Source organism: Rhizobium sp. R339 (assembly GCF_002211395.1).
Lineage (GTDB): Bacteria > Pseudomonadota > Alphaproteobacteria > Rhizobiales > Rhizobiaceae > Rhizobium.
Genome location: NZ_LOKV01000012.1, coordinates 48,463 through 67,057, shown reverse-complemented (window position 1 = coordinate 67,057; position 18,595 = coordinate 48,463). Strand labels below are relative to the sequence as shown.

14 protein-coding genes are annotated in these 18,595 nt (G+C 60.1%); all 14 read right to left on the bottom strand.

The window, feature by feature from the left end; translation table 11 throughout:
• Positions 1–31: 31 nt before the first annotated feature.
• Positions 32–448, bottom strand: coding sequence for a DUF5615 family PIN-like protein (locus ATY76_RS14565; RefSeq protein ID WP_088675460.1), 417 nt, complete (start codon positions 446–448; stop codon positions 32–34).
• The gene (locus ATY76_RS14560; protein WP_088675459.1) at positions 445–1,080 is read right to left on the bottom strand and encodes a DUF433 domain-containing protein; all 636 of its coding nucleotides are present in this window, start codon (positions 1,078–1,080) and stop codon (positions 445–447) included. The genes ATY76_RS14565 and ATY76_RS14560 overlap by 4 nt, the downstream gene beginning before the upstream one ends.
• Before the next feature lie 89 nt (positions 1,081–1,169).
• Positions 1,170–3,203 (bottom strand): methyl-accepting chemotaxis protein, encoded by a 2,034-nt coding sequence (locus ATY76_RS14555; protein WP_088675458.1) that lies wholly within the window; start codon positions 3,201–3,203, stop codon positions 1,170–1,172.
• Between the two features lie 253 nt (positions 3,204–3,456).
• Positions 3,457–3,849 carry a hypothetical protein gene (locus ATY76_RS34200; RefSeq protein WP_245309871.1) on the bottom strand — a complete coding sequence of 131 codons (393 nt, stop codon included), beginning with the start codon at positions 3,847–3,849 and terminating at the stop codon, positions 3,457–3,459.
• The gene (locus tag ATY76_RS34195; protein WP_245309953.1) at positions 3,849–3,980 is read right to left on the bottom strand and encodes an RES domain-containing protein; all 132 of its coding nucleotides are present in this window, start codon (positions 3,978–3,980) and stop codon (positions 3,849–3,851) included. Before ATY76_RS34195 ends, ATY76_RS34200 begins: the two co-directional genes overlap by 1 nt.
• A gap of 176 nt (positions 3,981–4,156) precedes the next feature.
• Positions 4,157–7,183 (bottom strand): glycoside hydrolase family 38 C-terminal domain-containing protein, encoded by a 3,027-nt coding sequence (locus tag ATY76_RS14545; protein WP_088675457.1) that lies wholly within the window; start codon positions 7,181–7,183, stop codon positions 4,157–4,159.
• A gap of 502 nt (positions 7,184–7,685) precedes the next feature.
• Positions 7,686–8,351, bottom strand: a complete 666-nt coding sequence (locus ATY76_RS14540) for an HAD-IA family hydrolase (RefSeq protein ID WP_280950933.1) — start codon at positions 8,349–8,351, stop codon at positions 7,686–7,688.
• Positions 8,352–8,418: 67 nt separating this feature from the next.
• Positions 8,419–10,938 (bottom strand): methyl-accepting chemotaxis protein, encoded by a 2,520-nt coding sequence (locus tag ATY76_RS14535; RefSeq protein ID WP_088675456.1) that lies wholly within the window; start codon positions 10,936–10,938, stop codon positions 8,419–8,421.
• Between the two features lie 203 nt (positions 10,939–11,141).
• A complete protein-coding gene (gene fba / locus ATY76_RS14530) occupies positions 11,142–12,206 on the bottom strand; it encodes a class II fructose-bisphosphate aldolase (protein ID WP_088675455.1) in 1,065 nt (354 codons plus the stop codon).
• Between the two features lie 76 nt (positions 12,207–12,282).
• Positions 12,283–13,740 carry a dihydrolipoyl dehydrogenase gene (gene lpdA / locus ATY76_RS14525; RefSeq protein WP_088675454.1) on the bottom strand — a complete coding sequence of 486 codons (1,458 nt, stop codon included), beginning with the start codon at positions 13,738–13,740 and terminating at the stop codon, positions 12,283–12,285.
• Positions 13,741–13,818: 78 nt separating this feature from the next.
• Positions 13,819–15,105, bottom strand: coding sequence for a pyruvate dehydrogenase complex dihydrolipoamide acetyltransferase (locus ATY76_RS14520; RefSeq protein WP_088675453.1), 1,287 nt, complete (start codon positions 15,103–15,105; stop codon positions 13,819–13,821).
• 1 nt (position 15,106) lies between these two features.
• A complete protein-coding gene (locus ATY76_RS14515) occupies positions 15,107–16,105 on the bottom strand; it encodes an alpha-ketoacid dehydrogenase subunit beta (protein ID WP_088675452.1) in 999 nt (332 codons plus the stop codon).
• The gene (locus tag ATY76_RS14510; protein ID WP_088675451.1) at positions 16,105–17,136 is read right to left on the bottom strand and encodes a thiamine pyrophosphate-dependent dehydrogenase E1 component subunit alpha; all 1,032 of its coding nucleotides are present in this window, start codon (positions 17,134–17,136) and stop codon (positions 16,105–16,107) included. The genes ATY76_RS14515 and ATY76_RS14510 overlap by 1 nt, the downstream gene beginning before the upstream one ends.
• Entirely contained in the window at positions 17,137–18,462 is a 1,326-nt protein-coding gene (locus ATY76_RS14505; protein ID WP_088675450.1) for an NAD(P)H-dependent oxidoreductase, read from the bottom strand. It abuts the gene before it with no gap.
• Between the last annotated feature and the right edge of the window lie 133 nt (positions 18,463–18,595).

Below are 18,595 nucleotides of genomic sequence, written 5' to 3'. Positions count from 1 at the left end.
AAGCTTGGCAGCGTGATCGGAGCACGCACATCTAGTCCGGCGGCAGCCGAAAACGCAGTACATGGATCTCATCCTCGTCGGTCATCGTCACTTCCAATACCTGGTTGATCAGATCCTCTTTCGCGGACAATTCCTCCAATGCCACTTCGAACAGTTCCATTTGCATTGCAAGGTCCATTGTCTCGGGGCCGTTCAAGCAGATAAGCCCCGCATGTATCGCGACGTCAGCATACTGCCCCCTCGATCCCGGCCTTGACGCCGGCCCGCGAAAATCAACGGAATTCTTGGTCACGAAGGTCCAGTCGCCTTCCAGGATGACCGGTTTCAGTTCCCAATCTTTCCAGCCGCCCTTGCCGAGCCAGACGACATGGCTCGCCTCCCCATGTCCCGCGGCCTGTGCCAATGTCGCAAGCCGCGGACTGAGGCATTCATCGATCAAAAATTTCATACCGCTTTCCTGCGGCGCGGAATGCGGCGATCGGTGATAATCGTCGCGCCAGTCGGCAATTCGCTCACGGGCTTGGGACGCCCACGAAGCGGGTTTGCATCAGCATAGATCTTTGCGAGACCGACGCGCCTCTCATCGACAGCCGGATATGCCTTGAGAATCTCATCGAGCGAGTGTCCTGCCGCGATGGAGGCAGCCACGTCATAGACGGGAATTCTCGTACCTTTGATAACAGGCACGCCGCCAAGGATATCAGGCGACGAACTTACCATCGCGCGCGCGGCTTCCAGATCCGCGAAGCTCTGCGCCGTCTTCTCGACGAAAGGCGTAAGATCGATGGTCAGGAAATCATGGTGCATCGTCCAATCTTTCTTGGCCAGGGATGTCAGCTTCAACGTCTTCCATTTGCTGAACCTGGGCTCGGCCCATCTGATCGTATTCAGACGTTCCTCCGAGGTTAGGTGCGCGGCGCTTTCATAGTAGAAGGAAATGAGCGTGCATGCCGTCACCCAGACGCGGCGTCCATTCTCCGACGACAAAAATGTCGCCGGCAGAATTCCCTCGTCTATGACCCTGTTGACATCGCGAAGCGCGACACGCGCGACCACCGCCGCCTCCGTCGCCTTCAACATCTCGCTCGCAGCCACCGCTATGCCCCCATAAATCTTCCGATATATCGGAATATATATTGACGCCGGAAAGTTTCAACAGGCAGCCGCCCTCAGAACTCTTCCCATGAGGCAGCCGCTGCCGCCGTCGCAGCCTTTCCGCCGAAGGCGCCGGCGAGTTTGCGGCCGAGGGCGCGGGCGGGCGAGGTTACCGGCCGGCTTTCAGGAGTGACGGTGCGGGGAGCCATCTGCGCGGCATCCAGCTTAAAGCGGGCGATCAGCCGGGCGAGGTTTGCCGCCTCTTCCGCCAGCCGGTTGGTCGCCGCCGTCGATTCCTCGACCATGGCCGCATTCTGCTGCGTGACCTGATCCATCTGGTTGACCGCGGTCGAGACTTCCGAGAGGCCGGTCGACTGCTCGCGGGCAGCCGTTGCGATCGAGCGGACATGCTCGTCGATCTTGACGACGTGGTCCTGGATGCTGCCCAGCGCTTCGCCCGTCGCCGTCACCAGCTTCACCCCGGCATAAACCTCGTCGCTGGAGCGGTTGATCAGCAGCTTGATGTCCTTGGCGGCATTGGCCGAACGCTGCGCGAGTTCCCTGACCTCCTGGGCGACGACCGCAAAACCCTTGCCGGCTTCACCGGCCCGCGCCGCCTCGACGCCGGCATTGAGCGCCAGAAGATTGGTCTGGAAGGCGATCTCGTCGATGACGTTGATGATCTGGACGATTTCGCCCGACGCCTGCTCGATCCGTCCCATCGCCGAAACCGCCTGGCTGACGACGGCGCTCGACTGGCCGGTGCTTTTCTTCGCCTCGTCGACCATGTGGCTGGCTTCCAGCGCGCGCTCGGTCGAGTTCTTCACCGCGACGGTGATTTCGTCCAGCGCCGCGGAGGTTTCCTCCAGCGACGCCGCCTGCTGCTCGGTGCGGTTCGACAGGTCGCCGGAGGCGATGCGCATCTCGCCGGCGCCACCATTGATGATGTCGACGGCCGCGCGCACTTCGCCGAGGACAGCACGCAGGTTGGTCATCGTCGCGTTGACATTGGTCTGCAGTTCCGCGAAGGAGCCCTGGAACTCGCCGCGCATATTCTCGGTCAGGTCGCCGTTCGCGAGAGCGGAAACCACCCGGCGGGTTTCCGCAACGCCGCGATCGACTGAGGCGACGAGCTGGTTGAGACCCATGACGATGCGGTTGAGATCGGGATAGCCGAACTCCTCGGGCGCGCGCTGCGTGAAGTCGCCGGCCGCAGCCGCGGTGATCACCGCATCGACGCTCTTCTGCATTTCTGCGACCTTGGCCCGCTTGTCGGCGCCGGCCGCGTCCAGCTCGCGCACCTTGACGCCGTTCTGCTTGAAGACCTCGACGGCCCGGGCCATCTGGCCGATTTCGTCATGCCGGCCGGCGAAAGGAATGGCGACGTCGAGCTTGCCCTCGGCAAGATCGTTCATGCTCGCGGTGATCCGGCCGATCGGCTTTGCGATCACCCGCGAACCAAATATGGCGGCGGCGATCAGCGTGACGATCGTCAGCAGGCCGATGCCGAGATTGAGGCTGAGGACCAGAAGGGCGGCGGCATCCGCCTCTTCCTCTGCCGTGGCCGCCATGGCCTTGGCCGAGTCCACCCCTTCATCGATCAGCTTGGATGCGTCGGCTGAAATTACCAGCAGGTTTGCCTGAGCCTCGCTTTCCCGTGCGTCGAGGGACGTGTCGGCGGCCTTAAGGGCGAGCCTTTCCCTGACGATTTCGACCACATCGCCGGTCGCGGCGAAAAGCCTGTCGCCCAAGGCCTTGAGCTTGACGATCCGGTCCTTTTCGACTTCAATTCGCAGTCCGGCCATGGCGTCGTCGAGATATTTTACAACCGAGTGATGGCGCGCGGCGATGTAATCGGTGGCCTTGGCGATCTCATCTGCAGATTTGGCAAGACGCAGATCGCGCACGCCGACCTGCATGCCGCGCCATGAAGCCTTGGCGTCGACGAGATCGCGCGAAACGATCAATAGCTCCTCGCGATATTTCGCGCGTTCGTACAGATGCTGGCCGCCCTGCCAGACGGTCAGCAGCATAACCGTCACCAGGAAGATACCGATGGCGGAAAGCGTGGCCAGTTTTGTGCTGATGCGCGAAAAGATGCTTGGCATGTTTTAGTTCCTGCTGAGCGCGGCAGGAGTCCTCATATCTCCCGCCGGCCATCGAATGGGCGATAGACTTCATTCGACCGCCATCTCTGCCTCCGGCTTTTCCTCACCTTGTCTTCGAAGGGGAAGCACTTTTGCCATGGCCTGGGCCCACTAACAGTCGATAAAGGTCTAATAAAAAGTTCCGCTTTCACCGCGCCCGGAACTTGGATGCGCGATCGGGATAGTGAGCGCCGAAAGTGGATACGGAGCCGCCTCAGGCTGCATCAACCGCCGAAGGTCTTCTCGCAGATTTTGATAATTCCCCTGATATAACAGTGCCGTGCAGGACATCGAAGATCCGGCCGAGTGCCGAGAGCCGGATGAGATCCAATGCAGGGCTGTCGGCCTCAAGACCCGGCACGGCGCGGTCATAGCAGGCAACGCATTGTTTGTTGGTGATCCGGGACATGTAGAGGATCCCGTTAAAATCGGTGCGATCGTAGATAGCCTGGCTGAGGCGGCGCCCGCTCGTCTGCGCCCTCGCTTGGACGGCATCCGTGGAAACCCCGAGCAGGTTTGCACCCTCGTAACGCAGATCGAGCAGGAACAGCGGAACCGGGTTTCGGATAACGGCGATCGAATAGCGGTCGAGCTCTTCCCGCAGCATCACTCGCTCGGCCTTGCCCTGAAACCGGTCGCGAACAATCGTTCCGCGACCGCAGTCGCGGGATCCTGGGCGAGATAAAGCAGCCGAAACTTATCTCTCGGGCTTGAAAACCGCGTCTTGCCGAAACCCATGCCGAGCGGCGTCGACGCATGGGCGCGAGAGACGATAGTCGGTGACATCGGCCCTGACGGCCAGACGCTACAGGACTGATTTGTCTTGCGGGGCGAAATAGCTCTGCGCCGCGTCGATTACCTCGCCGGCGCGATCCTGCTTTTTGTCCAGTTTGTCCCGTTTCCGAGCGCCGGGATCAGCCCTTCCGCAGCCTCCAGGTCCGGATTTCGAACGGCATGATGTCTGCCGGCCCCTGGCGCTCCATCGGCTCCTCGAGAATGTTGAGCGGCTGCGACGTGCTCCATCCGGAAGGCAAGTTCAGAGAGAGGCGGCCGCGCCGGCCGGCAGGTTCGTAGAGGCGCAGGATGAGGCCGTCCCCCTCTTCCGCGGGCTTCAGGCCCGAGAAGGCGACGGGGGTTCCGGCGACGGCAAGCGGCGTGAAAGCGCCGGCGGAGAGGCCCTGGGCTTCCGCGGTCACGAGCGGCTGGTTGAGATCGAGCGCCTCATCCAGCACGCCGCTTTCATGCCAGGCGCCGTCATGCGGCATCAGCGCATAGGTGAAGCTCTGCTCGCCTTCGTCGGCCAGCGGATCGGGATAGATCGGCCCGCGCACCAGGCTCATGCCGAGCACGTTGCCCCGGGCGCTGTGGCCGTATTTGGCATTGTTGAGCAGCGCCACGCCGAAGCCCGGCTCGCTGATATCGACGAAGCGGTGGGCGACGGCCTCGAACATCGCCTGCTCCCAGGAGGTGTTGGTATGCGTCGCCCGCTCGACCACGCCGAAGGCGCATTCGAAGGTCGCCTTGCGCGACCTGACGTCGACGGGGTTCAGCGTGCGCAGCAGTGTGCGGCGGTCGTGCCAGTCGATGGTCGTTTCGATATCGAGCCGCTTGGCATTGGCGGTCAGCACATAGGTCTGCGTGACGCTCGAATTGCGGTAGCGGTGGACGACGCGGATCGCCGCGCGGTGCGGGCCGCTTTCGACGAGGCTGATGCTTTCGGGCGCTTCGAGACGGACGGCCTTTTCGGCATAGTCGGCATCGATATCCCAGGCGTCCCAGTTGCGCGGCTTGTCGGCCGGATAGACCCAGAGCTGGTTTGCCGAGCCATCGACCGCTTCACGGCCGCTCGCCTTGTGAACGAGGCTCGCAACCGCGCCGTCCATGCCGATGACGACGGCGAGATGATCGTTTTCGAGGCGATCGGATGTTGCCGTCAATCCGCCCGCCGGCCGCAGCGCCTGCCTGTCGAAGACCGCGACGGACAGAGGGGTAACTATATCGGAGGCCGAGACGACCGTGCCGTCGGCAAGCGTGGCGCTCAGCGGCCGCGGCGCAAGCGACGGATTGACGACGACGAGCGCATTGCCGACGCCGCCCTTCGGCAGGTTGGCGGAAAGCGCCTGCAGGGCCTTTGCCTGCTCGGACTTGGCATTGTCGATGACGCCGCCGAGCTCCTGCTCGGCATCCTGATAGACCTCGCGGATGCTCGATCCCGGCAGGATATCGTGGAACTCGTTCTTCAGCACCACGCGCCAGTCCGCTTCCAGGCTTCTGGGCTCGTCCGCGCCCAGCATGTGTGCAAGCGAAGCGATGGTCTCGGCGGTGATCAGCGCGCGCTCCGCCTGGCGGTGCTTGCGCTTGACGCCGCTTTGCGTCGTCAGCGTCGCGCGGTGCAGTTCGAGATAGATCTCGCCGTCCCAGACGGGCAGGCTCTTCTCAGATGCGGTGCGGTGCGCCTCTTCATAGAAGCCCTTGACCGTGCCCCAGCGCGCCTGCGGAATGGCGGGAAAATCGCGCAGCTGCACTTCGCGCTCCACCATTTCGGGCGTCACGCCGCCGCCGCCGTCGCCATAACCGACGGCGAGAAGCGAGGCGTGATGCTGCACCTTGCCGCGAAAATTCTTCCAGGTCGGCACGTAGCAATCGGCCTGCACGAAGCCGTTATAGCCCTGCATCGGATTGTCGAAAGTGTGGGTCAGCACCTGGCTGCCGTCGAGGCCCTTCCACCAGAAGAGATCGGAGGGGATGTGGTTGGTCTCGCTCCAATTGACCTTGATGGTGAAGAAGCTGTCGATGCCGCCCTGTCTGAGGATCTGCGGCAGCGCGCCGGAGAAGCCGAAGCAATCCGGCAGCCAGCAGACCGTGTGGCGCGCGCCGAAGGTCTTTTCGAAATAGCGCTGGCCGTAGAGAACCTGGCGGGCGAGGCTTTCGCCAGTCGGCATGTTGGTATCGGGCTCGACCCACATGCCGCCGACCGTTTCCCACTTGCCTTCCACGACCTTCTGCTTGATGCGGTCGAGAAGCTCCGGATCCTCCTCTTCCATCTGCGCGTAATAATGCGCCGTCGACTGGTTGAAGCGGAAATCGGCCGAGCGCTCCATCAGCGACAGCGCCGTGTTGAAGGTGCGCCGCATCTTCCGCCGCGTCTCGCGATAGGGCCAGAGCCAGGCGAGATCGATATGCGCATGGCCGGTCAGCACCAGCTCGCCATTCGCAGGAAAGCGCTTCTGCAATTCCTTCAGCCGCGCCGTCAGCGCCTCGAAGGCGGAAGCCGCCGAGGCGCTCTGCTCGTCGGAAAGTCCTGCCGGATTCTCCTGAAGTTCCGGCAACTCCCAGATCTTCTGCTGCATCACGGCATCGGCGGTGCGGGAGACGTAAGCGGTCGTATCCGACGGCCAGTCGAGGCTGCGCAAGGTCTGCTCGGCGGCATCCACCATATGCGGCACGACTTCATGTTCGCCGAGCACCTCGATCGCCTCGGCGACCTGCTTCAGCAGAAGATGCAGGCGATGGGCCGGACCGTCGAGCCGGATCAGCCGGGCCTTGTTCAGCCGCGGCGCCCGGTTCGGCTCGCCGAAGGGAAAGCGCGCGACACTTTCCGTCGCAATCGAAAACCGCCGGCCCTTGACCGGAAATTCCTGATGATAGGGATCGAGCCCGAAGGTCTCGCTCTGCCCATCCGGATAGCTCAGCGTGATCAGGCTCTCGCCGCCGAGATCGAGCTGCAGGCGGATATCGTCGAGCGGCCAGCCCGCCGGCGCCTCGGCGCTTGCAGCGAAATGCACGACGCCCTGGCGATGCGGCCAGTCCTGATGATGGTCGATCGGCTCCCCCTCGAAGGTCCAGCCGCCGATCGGACTGCTCTGCCGATCCCGCCAATGCGCGAGCTCCGCAATGCGGACTTTGAGGCGATCGAGGCGTTGGGCAATGGTCAGAGGCATGGTCTATCCCTGTTGAAAAATCAGCGGCGAGCGATCCGGAGTCATGGCTTTGGGAGATGAAGATGATGCGACACAAATCGCAATTGCCGGCCCCTCCTCCCAGCGCGGCCTGCCGGTTCTTAGATTAAGTAACTTTGATTTGCAGTCAAGGGTGAAAGGGTGTCGGGCGGGCGGGTATTTGCCAATGTCTCAAACTTGTTTCCAATTCGCACTTGATCCTTTCCATTTGTGCCCCTAACTCCTTTCGGGAACATCAAATGGCCGCGATGTGTGCCCGAGTTGAAGATTAGATTCTCGGTTCAGCGGTGAGAGGCTTGCTTAGAAGAGTCACGGATCCGGATTTGCGTGCCGATCGGTGCTTCATTTATGATACCGATCCAAAAGAAAATTTTCGCCCTACACATTCGAGGGGTGACCCGCCGCCACACTGTGGGCGAGCGCTTGTTAGCCACAACGCTCCGCCGATTCTGTGACCACCACTTATTGAAAACACGGGGCGCTATCACGCATATGCAAGTGTAATCGACAGTAGTCCGTCTGCAGACACCACCGGCGCAATCTTGGTGTAGTCATTTATGGTTGGGTTGCCGGGTAAATCCAAATCATGCCCGGCTGCTGTGACGACCATTACGTCCGCGCCTGCCGCTTTGCCGGCTTTTACGCCGGCCTCAACGTCCTCAAAAACAAGACAATTTGCAGCCGGAACTCCAAGCCGTCTTGCCGCAAGAAGGAAACATTGAGGGTCCGGCTTACCAGCAGCGACATCTTCTCCGGTCACGATGACGTTCGGCATGCGTAGCCCCGCGGCTTCAAGTCGCCGCCGAGCAAGCTCCTTTGAAGCAGATGTGACGATCGCCCAACGATCGGTAGGAAGAGCAGCTAGGAACTCTGCCGCTCCCGCAATCGCGACAACCCCCTCAACGTCGTCGATCTCCGCATTTGTGATCTTTTCAGCTTCAATCTCCGCGTCCACGCCGGGAAGCTCCAGCCGCCGAATAGTGTCAATCGCCCTTTGCCCGTGCATTGTCGGCAGGAAGGCAATGGGATCCAGCCCCTGGCGTTTCGCCCAGGCACCCCAAACTCGCTCGGCAGCGGCTATGGAAGTCAGAAGGGTTCCATCCATATCGAAAAGAAAGGCCGAGAACTGCTTGTTTGGATCGAGCTTCAACGGGAGTATCCTTATTTATTTAAGTGCTGAGCGGAGGGCTGAATCGCCACGGGGTGGGCAATCAAGGCTAGGCCGCCCTCTCCGCGTGGACGAATGGCAGCTCGTTAAGTGCAAACGACCCCACCAATTGAACGAGGTCGTCTACTTGCTCCGCAAGCCGGCGGGTGGCCGCGCCAGCTTCCTCGGCCATTGCGGCGTTCAACTGGGTCACTCTTTCCATGGTGCTTACGGCGTCGTTGATCTCATTGAGGCTCTTTGCCTGACTTTGACTCGAGAGTGCCAATTGCCCGACATCCCCGGAAACCGCGCCAATCTTGGCCGCAATATCGTCGAGGGCGTGGCCGGCTTTCTCGACAAAATCTACCCCCACGTCCACCTCGGTCGTCGAATGATGGATAAGAGCGCCGATTTCTTTCGCAGCCGAGGCGGCACGTTGGGCAAGTTCTCTGACTTCATGCGCGACGACAGCAAATCCCTTGCCGGCTTCTCCGGCGCGGGCAGCCTCAACTCCGGCGTTAAGCGCGAGAAGATTTGTCTGGAATGCAATGCCGTCGATTACCGTGACGATACTCGTTATGCGATCGGATGCCTCCTTGATCCGAGACATCGCGGCGATAGCATTTTCCACGATAACAAGTGAGCCATCGGCTTCGAGCTTGACGCGCTGTACGATGTCAGCCGCGCTCGTTGCACGTTTAGAGGCCTCCGCTACGGTGATGGTGATCTCTTCGATCGCTGCCGCAGTCTGTTCGATCGAGCCTGCCTGCTGTTCATTTCTGCGAGAAAGTTCTTCGGACGCATCCGCGAGGAGCCGGCCATTGGTGTGAATTTCGGCTGACGTCGCACGAACGTCCAGCATGGTCGAGCTCAAGTCGCTGACCGTGCTGTTGAAGTCTCGCCTGAGAATATCCAGATCCCCAGCAAACGGGACCTCGATGGTGTTCCGCAGATCTCTGCTCGCCAGGTTTCTAAGCCCGTCCGCAAGTGATGTCACTGCCAGTTCGATATTTTGCTGCGTAGAAGCTCGTTCGCGATCGTTCGTGTCCCGCTCCGACTGGGCCAGTCGATGGACCTCTTCCGTCCGCGCCTGGATGGCAATCTTCTGGACGGCGTTTTCCTTGAACACGGCAAGTGCACGCGCCATCTCGCCGATCTCATCCTTTCGTCGGTCTCCGTCAATCGCAATGTCCAACGAGCCACCGGCCAAACGCCGCATGCTGTCTGTGATTGAACCGATCGGCCGTTTGAGGGTGACGACCAATGCGGCGCCGGATGCTATCGCGACGAGAAATCCGATCGCCATCGATGTGAGAGACACCGAGTTGGTCAACGATCGCTCGGCGGATGCCATCTGCCGCTGGGCGTTCGCAAATGCGTCCATCAATCCCCAGATCTCGTTGATCTTGTCGGTTGCGTGGCGATATTGCTCCTCGGCATGCGCCCGATTTGCCTCAAGTCCGGTTGCGCTTTCGCGCAATTGGTCGGCGATTCCCCCTACCCTTGCCGGGACTTCGCCGAAGTAAGAATCGACGGCTGCCAGTTCCGTCAGCAAGTGTATCTCGCCCGCGTAGACAAAAAGGGATCGCTCGACTGCTTTGACGTTATCCGCCGTCGGTTCACCCAAAAGGCTGGCGAAGGCGATTTTTACGTCGCTGCCATTGCTCACAATCGACCGAAGCTTTTTCGTCACCTTGTCGGCGTCGACAGAGCCATCGCTCGAACCGTTCAGATCGGCAGCGGCTTGCTCGACGGCTGCCGCACTCTGCACCCGTAAGCTTTCGGTCAAACCAGCCAAGTCATTGGCAATGGCCAATGCCGCGAGCTGGCCCCCCGTTTCCTGGCTTCCACTCTGGTTTAGAAATGCCAAAATCCTGTCTGCGATGCGGGACCCGTCGCGCACACCCATTGAAGTGAGAAGACGCTCAGATTTCGAGAGTTTGTGTGCGAGGCCTTCCAATGATGCTCGCACAGCTGTTCCTTCGCGTCCCAAGGACTGGCCCTCAAGCGACCGTAGTTGAACCTCGAGGTTTTCGCAGCCACTGAGAATGGATTGAAGTGCCAACGTCTCGGAAAGCCTCGATTTTCGCTTATTTTCACGCTGCGCAGCCTGAGCGACGATCTTGAACGCGTGCTTGCCAAGTTCCATTTGAACAGAGTTTAGCGCTTCGAGCTGCGCGGCAATGTTGTTCGTCAGCTGCGAACGGTCCTGTCGTAGTTTCCATATCTCGTTGATGTGGCTCAGGATCGTGCGCGTTGCCTCCTGCGCTTTCCTTAGTTCAGCAGCTGCCTGGGCGTCCGGAATCACTGTGACCATACGGTCGAGTTCGCTGATCTGTGCTGCGGTTGTGTCGGAGGCTTGCTTGAATGTCGCATCATCGGGCTCGCGCAGAAACGTCGTAATGCCGGCGTAAACGGCCTTAAATCCTGAAAGCAGCCGGACCACGTCATTTGACGTGTTGAGTCGCGCTTCCAAGACTCCCGTTGCGTAAAGTCCTGTGGCGCCGACCGCGACGATCGTCAGCAACAACGGCAGAACCAGTACGATAACCTTTGTCTGAATTCTGAACCGCGCAAGTATCCTGTCCATTTTGCCCCTCCCAAAAGCACTCGCTGCTCCGAATTGAGACACGATTACACGGACTGATTAAATTTACGTTTCGGTATTACAAACGGCGACGACACTGTAGAAATGTTCATACTAGCAAACACTGGAAGCGTTTGCGGAATCCCCGCTGGACAATTGATACTTGGCCGAACATAAGTTCAGATCGGTGCTCCGTGACTTGATAATCACGAGAAGCACGGATCGAGCTCGCCGGAGGCATAGCGCTTTGCCATCACCGAGACAGGAAGGGGCGTAATCCGCTCCGCCATGCCGCCAGTGCCGAACTGTTCGAAGCGCTCCTTGCAAAGCTTTGTGAGCGCGGCCATTGCCGGCTTCAGATATTTGCGCGGATCGAATTCGCTCGGATCTTCCTGCAAGACCCGGCGGATCTGCCCGGTCATCGCCATGCGGCCGTCTGTGTCGATGTTTATCTTGCGCACGCCGTTCTTGATACCGCGCTGGATTTCTTCGACAGGTACGCCCCAGGTGGGCCTCATCCGGCCGCCGTATTTGTTGATGACCTCTTGCAACTCGACGGGCACCGACGACGACCCGTGCATGACGAGATGCGTGTTCGGCAGCTTGCGGTGAATTTCCTCGATGACATTCATCGCCAGCACCGAACCGTCGGGCTTACGTGTGAACTTGTAGGCGCCGTGCGAGGTTCCCATGGCGATCGCCAGTGCATCGACGCCAGTTTCACGCACGAATCTCACCGCCTCGTCCGGGTTGGTCAGCAGCTGGTCATGCGACAGTTTGCCTTCCGCGCCGTGGCCATCCTCGGCCTCTCCCATGCCGGTCTCGAGAGAACCGAGCACACCGAGCTCGCCTTCGACCGAGATGCCGCCGAGATGGGCCATTTCGGTCACTCTCTTGGTCACGCCGACATTATAATCCCAGTCGGCAGGTGTCTTCGCGTCGGCTTTCAGCGAGCCGTCCATCATGACCGAGGTAAAGCCTGCCTGTATGGCCGTCATGCAGCTGGCCGGATCGTTGCCGTGGTCCAGATGCACGCAGACGGGAATGTGCGGGTAAATTTCGACGACGGCGTCCATCATATGCTTCAGCATGATGTCGTTGGCGTAAGCGCGCGCGCCGCGCGATGCCTGGATGATGACCGGGGCGCGGACCGCATCCGCGGCTTCCATGATGGCGAGCGCCTGTTCCATATTATTGATATTGAAGGCGGGAACGCCGTAGCCCTCCTCCGCTGCATGATCCAGCAACTGCCTGAGCGTGATGCGTGCCATCTGAAAATCCTCCTTTAGCTGAAAAGCGCCAGCTGCGTGTCTGACGGATGATCATGCAGCGTTTTATTATCGGGCCTCAAGCGTTCAGCACACGGCCATAGGCATCGAGCACGGCTTCCTTCATCGTCTCGGACACGGTCGGATGCGGGAAGATGGTGTGCATCAGTTCTTCCTCTGTCGTTTCCAGGTTCATCGCCACGACGAAGCCCTGGATGAGTTCGGTGACTTCAGCGCCGACCATGTGGGCGCCGAGCAGTTCGCCGGTCTTCTTGTCGAAGATCACCTTCACCATGCCCTGGTCTTCGCCGAGCGCGATCGCCTTGCCGTTGGCCGCGAAGGAGAAGCGGCCGACGCGGATGTCGCGGCCCAGTTCCTTGGCCTTGGCTTCGGTAAGGCCGACGGAGGCGACCTGCGGATTGCAATAGGTGCAGCCCGGAACCTTGCCCTTGTCGGTCGGATGCACATTCGGCAGGCCGGCGATATTTTCGACGCAGACCACACCCTCATGCTCGGCCTTGTGCGCCAGCATCGGCGGGCCGGCAACGTCGCCGATTGCATAGATACCGGCGACATTGGTCTTGCCGTAACCATCGGCGACAACGCAGCCGCGGTCGGTCTTGATGCCAAGCGCTTCGAGACCGAGATTTTCGATGTTGCCCTGGACACCGACGGCAGAGATCATCCGGTCGGCGGTGATCTGCTGCACCTTGCCATCCGACGTTTCGACATGGGCGGTGATGCTGCCGGCACCCTTCTCGACCTTCGTGACCTTGGCGCTGGTGAAGATCTTCAGGCCGCGCTTTTCCAGCTGCTTGCGGGCGATCGCGGTGATTTCCGCATCCTCAACCGGCATGATGGTCGGCATGACTTCCACGACCGTGACGTCGACGCCCATCGAGCGATAGAAGCTCGCGAATTCGATGCCGATCGCGCCCGAACCCATGACGATCAGGGATTTCGGCAGCGCGTCGGGCTTCAGCGCCTCGAAATAGGTCCAGATCAGCTTGCCGTCCGGCTCGATGCCGGGCAGCGCGCGCGGGCGGGCGCCGGTCGCGATGATGATGTGCTTGGCGGTGTAGGTGCCCTCCCCCTTGACGTTCTTCGGCAGCGGATGCTGCGGCTCGACCACAGGCTTCGACGACTTGCCGACGACGATCTCGCCGGGCTGAGCCCCGGTCGAAGCCTTGGTCAGCTTTGCTTCGCCCCAGATGATGTCGATCTTGTTCTTCTTCATCAGGAAGCCGACGCCGGCATTCAGACGGGCGGAAACGGCGCGCGAGCGGCCGACGACGGCCTTGGCATCCGGCTTGACCGAGCCTTCGAGAACGAGACCGAAATCCTTGAAGTGGTTGGCGTGATCGAGCACCTCGGCCGAGCGCAGCAGCGCCTTGGTCGGGATGCAGCCCCAGTTCAGGCAGATGCCGCCCATATGCTCGCGCTCGACGATCGCCGTCTTGAGGCCGAGCTGGCTGGCGCGGATGGCGGCGACATAGCCGCCGGGACCGGAGCCGATAATGATGACGTCGTAGGACATCTGATTTCCTTGAAAAGATGGGGGATCCGTCACGAGGCCTTCGCCTCGCGACAAGATCCCCCGAGGCCTGGGAGGAAGCTAGATCAGCATACTCATCGGATTTTCGATGAACGCCTGGAACTTTCCGAGGAGCTGTGCGCCGAGAGCACCGTCAACCGCACGATGATCGGTAGACAACGTCACAGTCATGATAGTCGCGCTCGTCAAATCGCCTTGAGCGCTGACGATCGGCCTTCTCTCCCCGGAGCCAACGGCCAGGATGGTTGAATGGGGAGGATTGATGATCGCGGCAAATTCCTTCACCCCGAACATGCCGAGGTTCGAGATTGCTCCGGTGCCGCCTTGATACTCGGCCGGCTTCAATTTTCCCGATCTGGCGCGTGCAGCCAGATCCTTCATCTCATTCGAGATCGCGGAAAGCGTCTTGGATTCCGCATGCCGGATGATTGGCGTAATCAGACCACCCGCCACCGAAACGGCAACTCCTACATCGACGAAATGATGACGTAACAGGCTCTCTTCCGTCCAGGACACGTTCGCATCGGGTGTTGATCCAAGGGCCAGCGCGTAGGCCTTGATGACCATGTCATTGACCGACAACTTGAATTGCGGCGCGCCATCCGCCATCGGCGCCGACGCGTTGAGCTCGGCTCGCAGCTTGAGCAGAGCATCGAGGCGGCAGTCGACCGACAGGTAGAAATGCGGAATGGTGGTCTTCGCTTCCAGCAGTCGCCGGGCGATCGTTCTTCTCATCGGGGTATGAGGCTGCACATCGAACGTGCCTTCGGCAAATAGCGCCAAAGACCCGTCCGACGCAGCTTTCTGCCCGACATGCTGCGCGCCGGCGGGCGCGGACGGGGTAGGCGGCACTTCGGAAACCCGAGCCTTCGAAACATCCGCGCTCACGATTCTTCCATGCGGACCGGTCCCGACCACCGATCCCAGATCGATACCGGTTTCCCGCGCCAGGCGCCTTGCCAAGGGCGTAGCCCTCATTGAGCTTCCGGCACCTGCCGATGCGGTATGATTTGGTGCGCTGATTGAGCCGAGATCGGTCGCCTCCGAAGCCCCCGTCTCTGCGGGCATGGTCGGCGTGGATGGCACAGATGCGGCCTGATATTCCTCGCCCTCTTCGTAGATCCAAGCGACCGCCGAACCGACGGAAATATCAACGCCTTCTTCGCCGTTGACGTTGCGAAGAATGCCCGCAGCGGGGGAATCTATTTCCATTGCCGCTTTGTCGGTTTCGATTTCGAACAGCACGTCGCCCTTGCCGACGCGGTCACCTTCCTTGAAGAACCACTTCGAGATCTTGCCGGTCGCCATATCCATGTCGACCTTGGGGAGGATGATTTCTGTCGCCATTCTATCGCACTCCCCTCACAAGATCCCGGGCTGCATTGAAAATGTCGGGGACTTGCGGAACGGCAGCCTTTTCGAGCTCCGGATTGTACGGAATCGGCGTTTCGGAGCCGCCAAGGCGGACAATCGGCGCATCGAGGTAGTCGAATGCGTCACTTTCAGCGATCATCGCACTTATTTCTGCACCGACGCCGAGTGTTTTGACGCCCTCATATACGCAGAGCAGCCTTGTCGTCTTCTTCACACTTGCGATGACGGTCGCTCTATCGATCGGACGCACCGAACGGAGATCGATCACTTCGACGTCGATCCCCTCAGCAGCCAGCTGTTGGGCTGCCTCGAGCGCCTTATGAACCATGATCGATGTCGCCACGATACTAAGATCTTTACCCTGTCGGCGGATCTCCGCCTTGTCGAGGGGAACCGTGTAGTGACCTTCCGGAACCGGCCCCTTCATCTTGTAGAGGAGCTTGTGTTCGAAGATCATCACCGGGTCGGGGTCGGCGACAGCGGCGAGCAGCATGCCCTTAACATCATATGGGGTTGCCGGCTGAATCACCTTCAAACCTGGGACATGTCCAAGCCACGCCTCCAGGCTCTGGCTATGCTGAGCAGCCGCCCCGGTCCCTGAGCCGGCTGGAAAGCGCATGACAACCGGCACGGAGACTTCGCCGCCGAGCATGTAGCGCATTTTGGCGGCCTGATTAACGATCTGCTCCATCGCCAGAGCGGCGAAGTCTGAGAACTGAAATTCGAAGATCGGCCTCAGTCCGGTCATAGCAGCACCGACCGCGACGCCTGCGCCGCCAAGTTCGGAAATCGGCGTGTCCATCACGCGATCCGGACCGAACCTGTCGATGAGATCGCCGGTGACCTGAAAAGCGCCGCCGTAGACACCAATGTCCTCACCCATCAGGATGACGCGCTCGTCCGCTTCCATCGCGATCGCCATGGCTTCTTGGATAGCTTGGGAGTAGCTGAGCTCTCGAACCGTGGTATCCATTACGCTTGCTCCGTGTAGACGTTATCGGCCAGACCGGAAATCTCGGGCATCGGGCTTTGTTTTGCGAATTCAATCCCGGCCGCGATTTCGTCCTCTACGGACTTGCGGATTGCCGACAGCTCTGTGTCGTTCGCGACACCGAACTCCCGGAGCTCTGCTTCGAACCGGGCGATTGGATCGCGGTTGCTCATCCAGTCCTCGATTTCGTCTTTCGTGCGGTAGCGATTTCGGTCGCTTTTCGAATGACCTCGGTAACGATAGGTTTTGCACTCGATGAGCGACGGCCCCTCGCCGCGCTTGGCGCGCTCGACGGCGTTGTGAGTGGCTTCTGCCACCTCCGAAAGCACGTTTCCGTCGACAATGACGCCGGGCATGCTGTAAGCGGCCGCACGGTCTGCAATATTGGCAACCGCCGTCGATCGTGCGGTCGATGTCGACATGCCGTAACCATTGTTTTCGCAGACGAAGATAACGGGCAGCTTCCAAACGGCAGCCATATTCAACGCTTCGTGGAACGCACCTTCGTTGTTCGCGCCGTCGCCAAAAAAGCAGACGACGACCTTACCGGTCTTCAGGCGCTTCGATGTCAGAGCGGCACCGACAGCTATAGGCAAGCCGCCCCCGACAATGCCGTTTGCGCCGAGATTGCCGGTCGTAACATCGGCAATATGCATGGAACCGCCGCGGCCAGCACAATAGCCGGTCGTCTTGCCAAAGAACTCCGCGAACATGCGTTTGACATCCGCGCCCTTGGCGATGCAGTGACCATGGCCTCGGTGGGTCGAGGTGATCTGATCCTGTTGCGTCAGCGGGAGGCAAACGCCCATAGCGCTGGCTTCCTGACCGATCGACAGATGCATCGTCCCGTGGATGAGACCGCGTGTGTAGCTTTCCTCAGCGCCTTCTTCGAACTGGCGAATGAGGTGCATCTTTCGAAGAGCGTCCAGCAGTTGGTCGCGGGTATATTGTCGATAGATGAAGGGGAGATTGCTGGTCTCGGCACTCTTCATCGCTCTTGCTGAGTTCGCCATTTACGCCTCCCTGCCGTAGACGAGAGCGTCTTGCCGAGCACGCAAGGCGGCTAGACGAGAGCCTTCCGCGACCGATGCGTTGCTGTAGGTAATCAGTTCACCCTTCTTGATCGCCGCGGTCACTTTGCCTCCCTGCAGCATTCCGCATGGAATAGCAGAGGCGTTGCGCGCTTCAGGCGCAGTCATGATCCAGGCGCGGTAGCAGTACTCGCCGATTGCATCGAGCTTGTCGCCAGGCTGGAGATCCTTCTTGGCCACCGCACAAACCTCGGCCACAGGAGTGGACAGAGGGACCATGTCGGGTTTCCCGTAAAGAACCACACGGGCACAGGTGAGCGGCACTTCCAATGAGGTCAGGTGATATGGCCGGTGGAAGGTGAAATACGGCCCCTTTCCCATCTTCAGATCTTCCATGCGCTCCGAGATCCGCGGATGGGACATATCCGCAACGACGAACACACCAGGGGCGACACCCTTTCCGATCGAATAGTCGACAACACCTGCCTTCGTCAGTACGCCGCCGTCTTTTTCAGGCACGAGAACCTTCGACAGTTCGTCAAGCGTGGCCGCCGGACCATGCATGCCGGGCTTATCCGGCACTAGACCTGTTGCGTTTGCGATGGCGGCCATTTCCACCATGGTTTTAGAGCCGTCCACGAATTCGACAAGCATACGAACGTTCATGTTCCGGCGGGCTGCTTCTTCCGCGTATTGGTCCGGGACCGCATCGATGTTCAACGGGTTGTTTTTGCCCTTACCTGCCGCAACGATCGGATGCCCCATCGCCGAAACAAACTCGATCAATTCGATGCAAGACGATGGCTCGTCTCCCGCTCCAAGCGAATAGGTAACGCCAAGCCGCTCAGCCTCACTTTTGAGATAGGCGCCGATCGTAACGTCGGCTTCGACGTTCATCATCACGAGATGCTTGCCGTGCTCCATGGCTGCTAAGCCGATCTCCGCACCGACGGCAGGCACACCGGTGGCATCGACGACAACGTCGATCAAGCCGCTGTTCAGAATATTGGCGGAGTCGGCTGTGATGGCGATCTTGCCCGACTCGATCGCATTGTTGAGTTGATCAGCACTGGCGGCTTCGCGATGATGACCGCCTGCCCGGTAAGCAATATCAACGGCCTCGCGGGCACGAGTGACGTTGAGATCGCAGATTGCCCCGATCTCGATACCCTGCATATGGGCGACACGGGTCACGATATCGGTGCCCATCTCCCCGCTTCCAATCAGTCCAATGCGAATAGGCTTTCCCTCGGTCCCTCGACGCATGAGATCGCGTGCAAGCCCGGTTGGCGCAACGTTAATGGGCATTCCATTCCTCCCGAATTCATCCGAGACAGATTGGTAATGTACATTTGTTATCCAGTCAATCAATATGTTCTCGATTTGGCATCCAGGTGCCGCCAACCCTCGTTCTGTGTGGAAAAAGAGAACTTTTGTAATT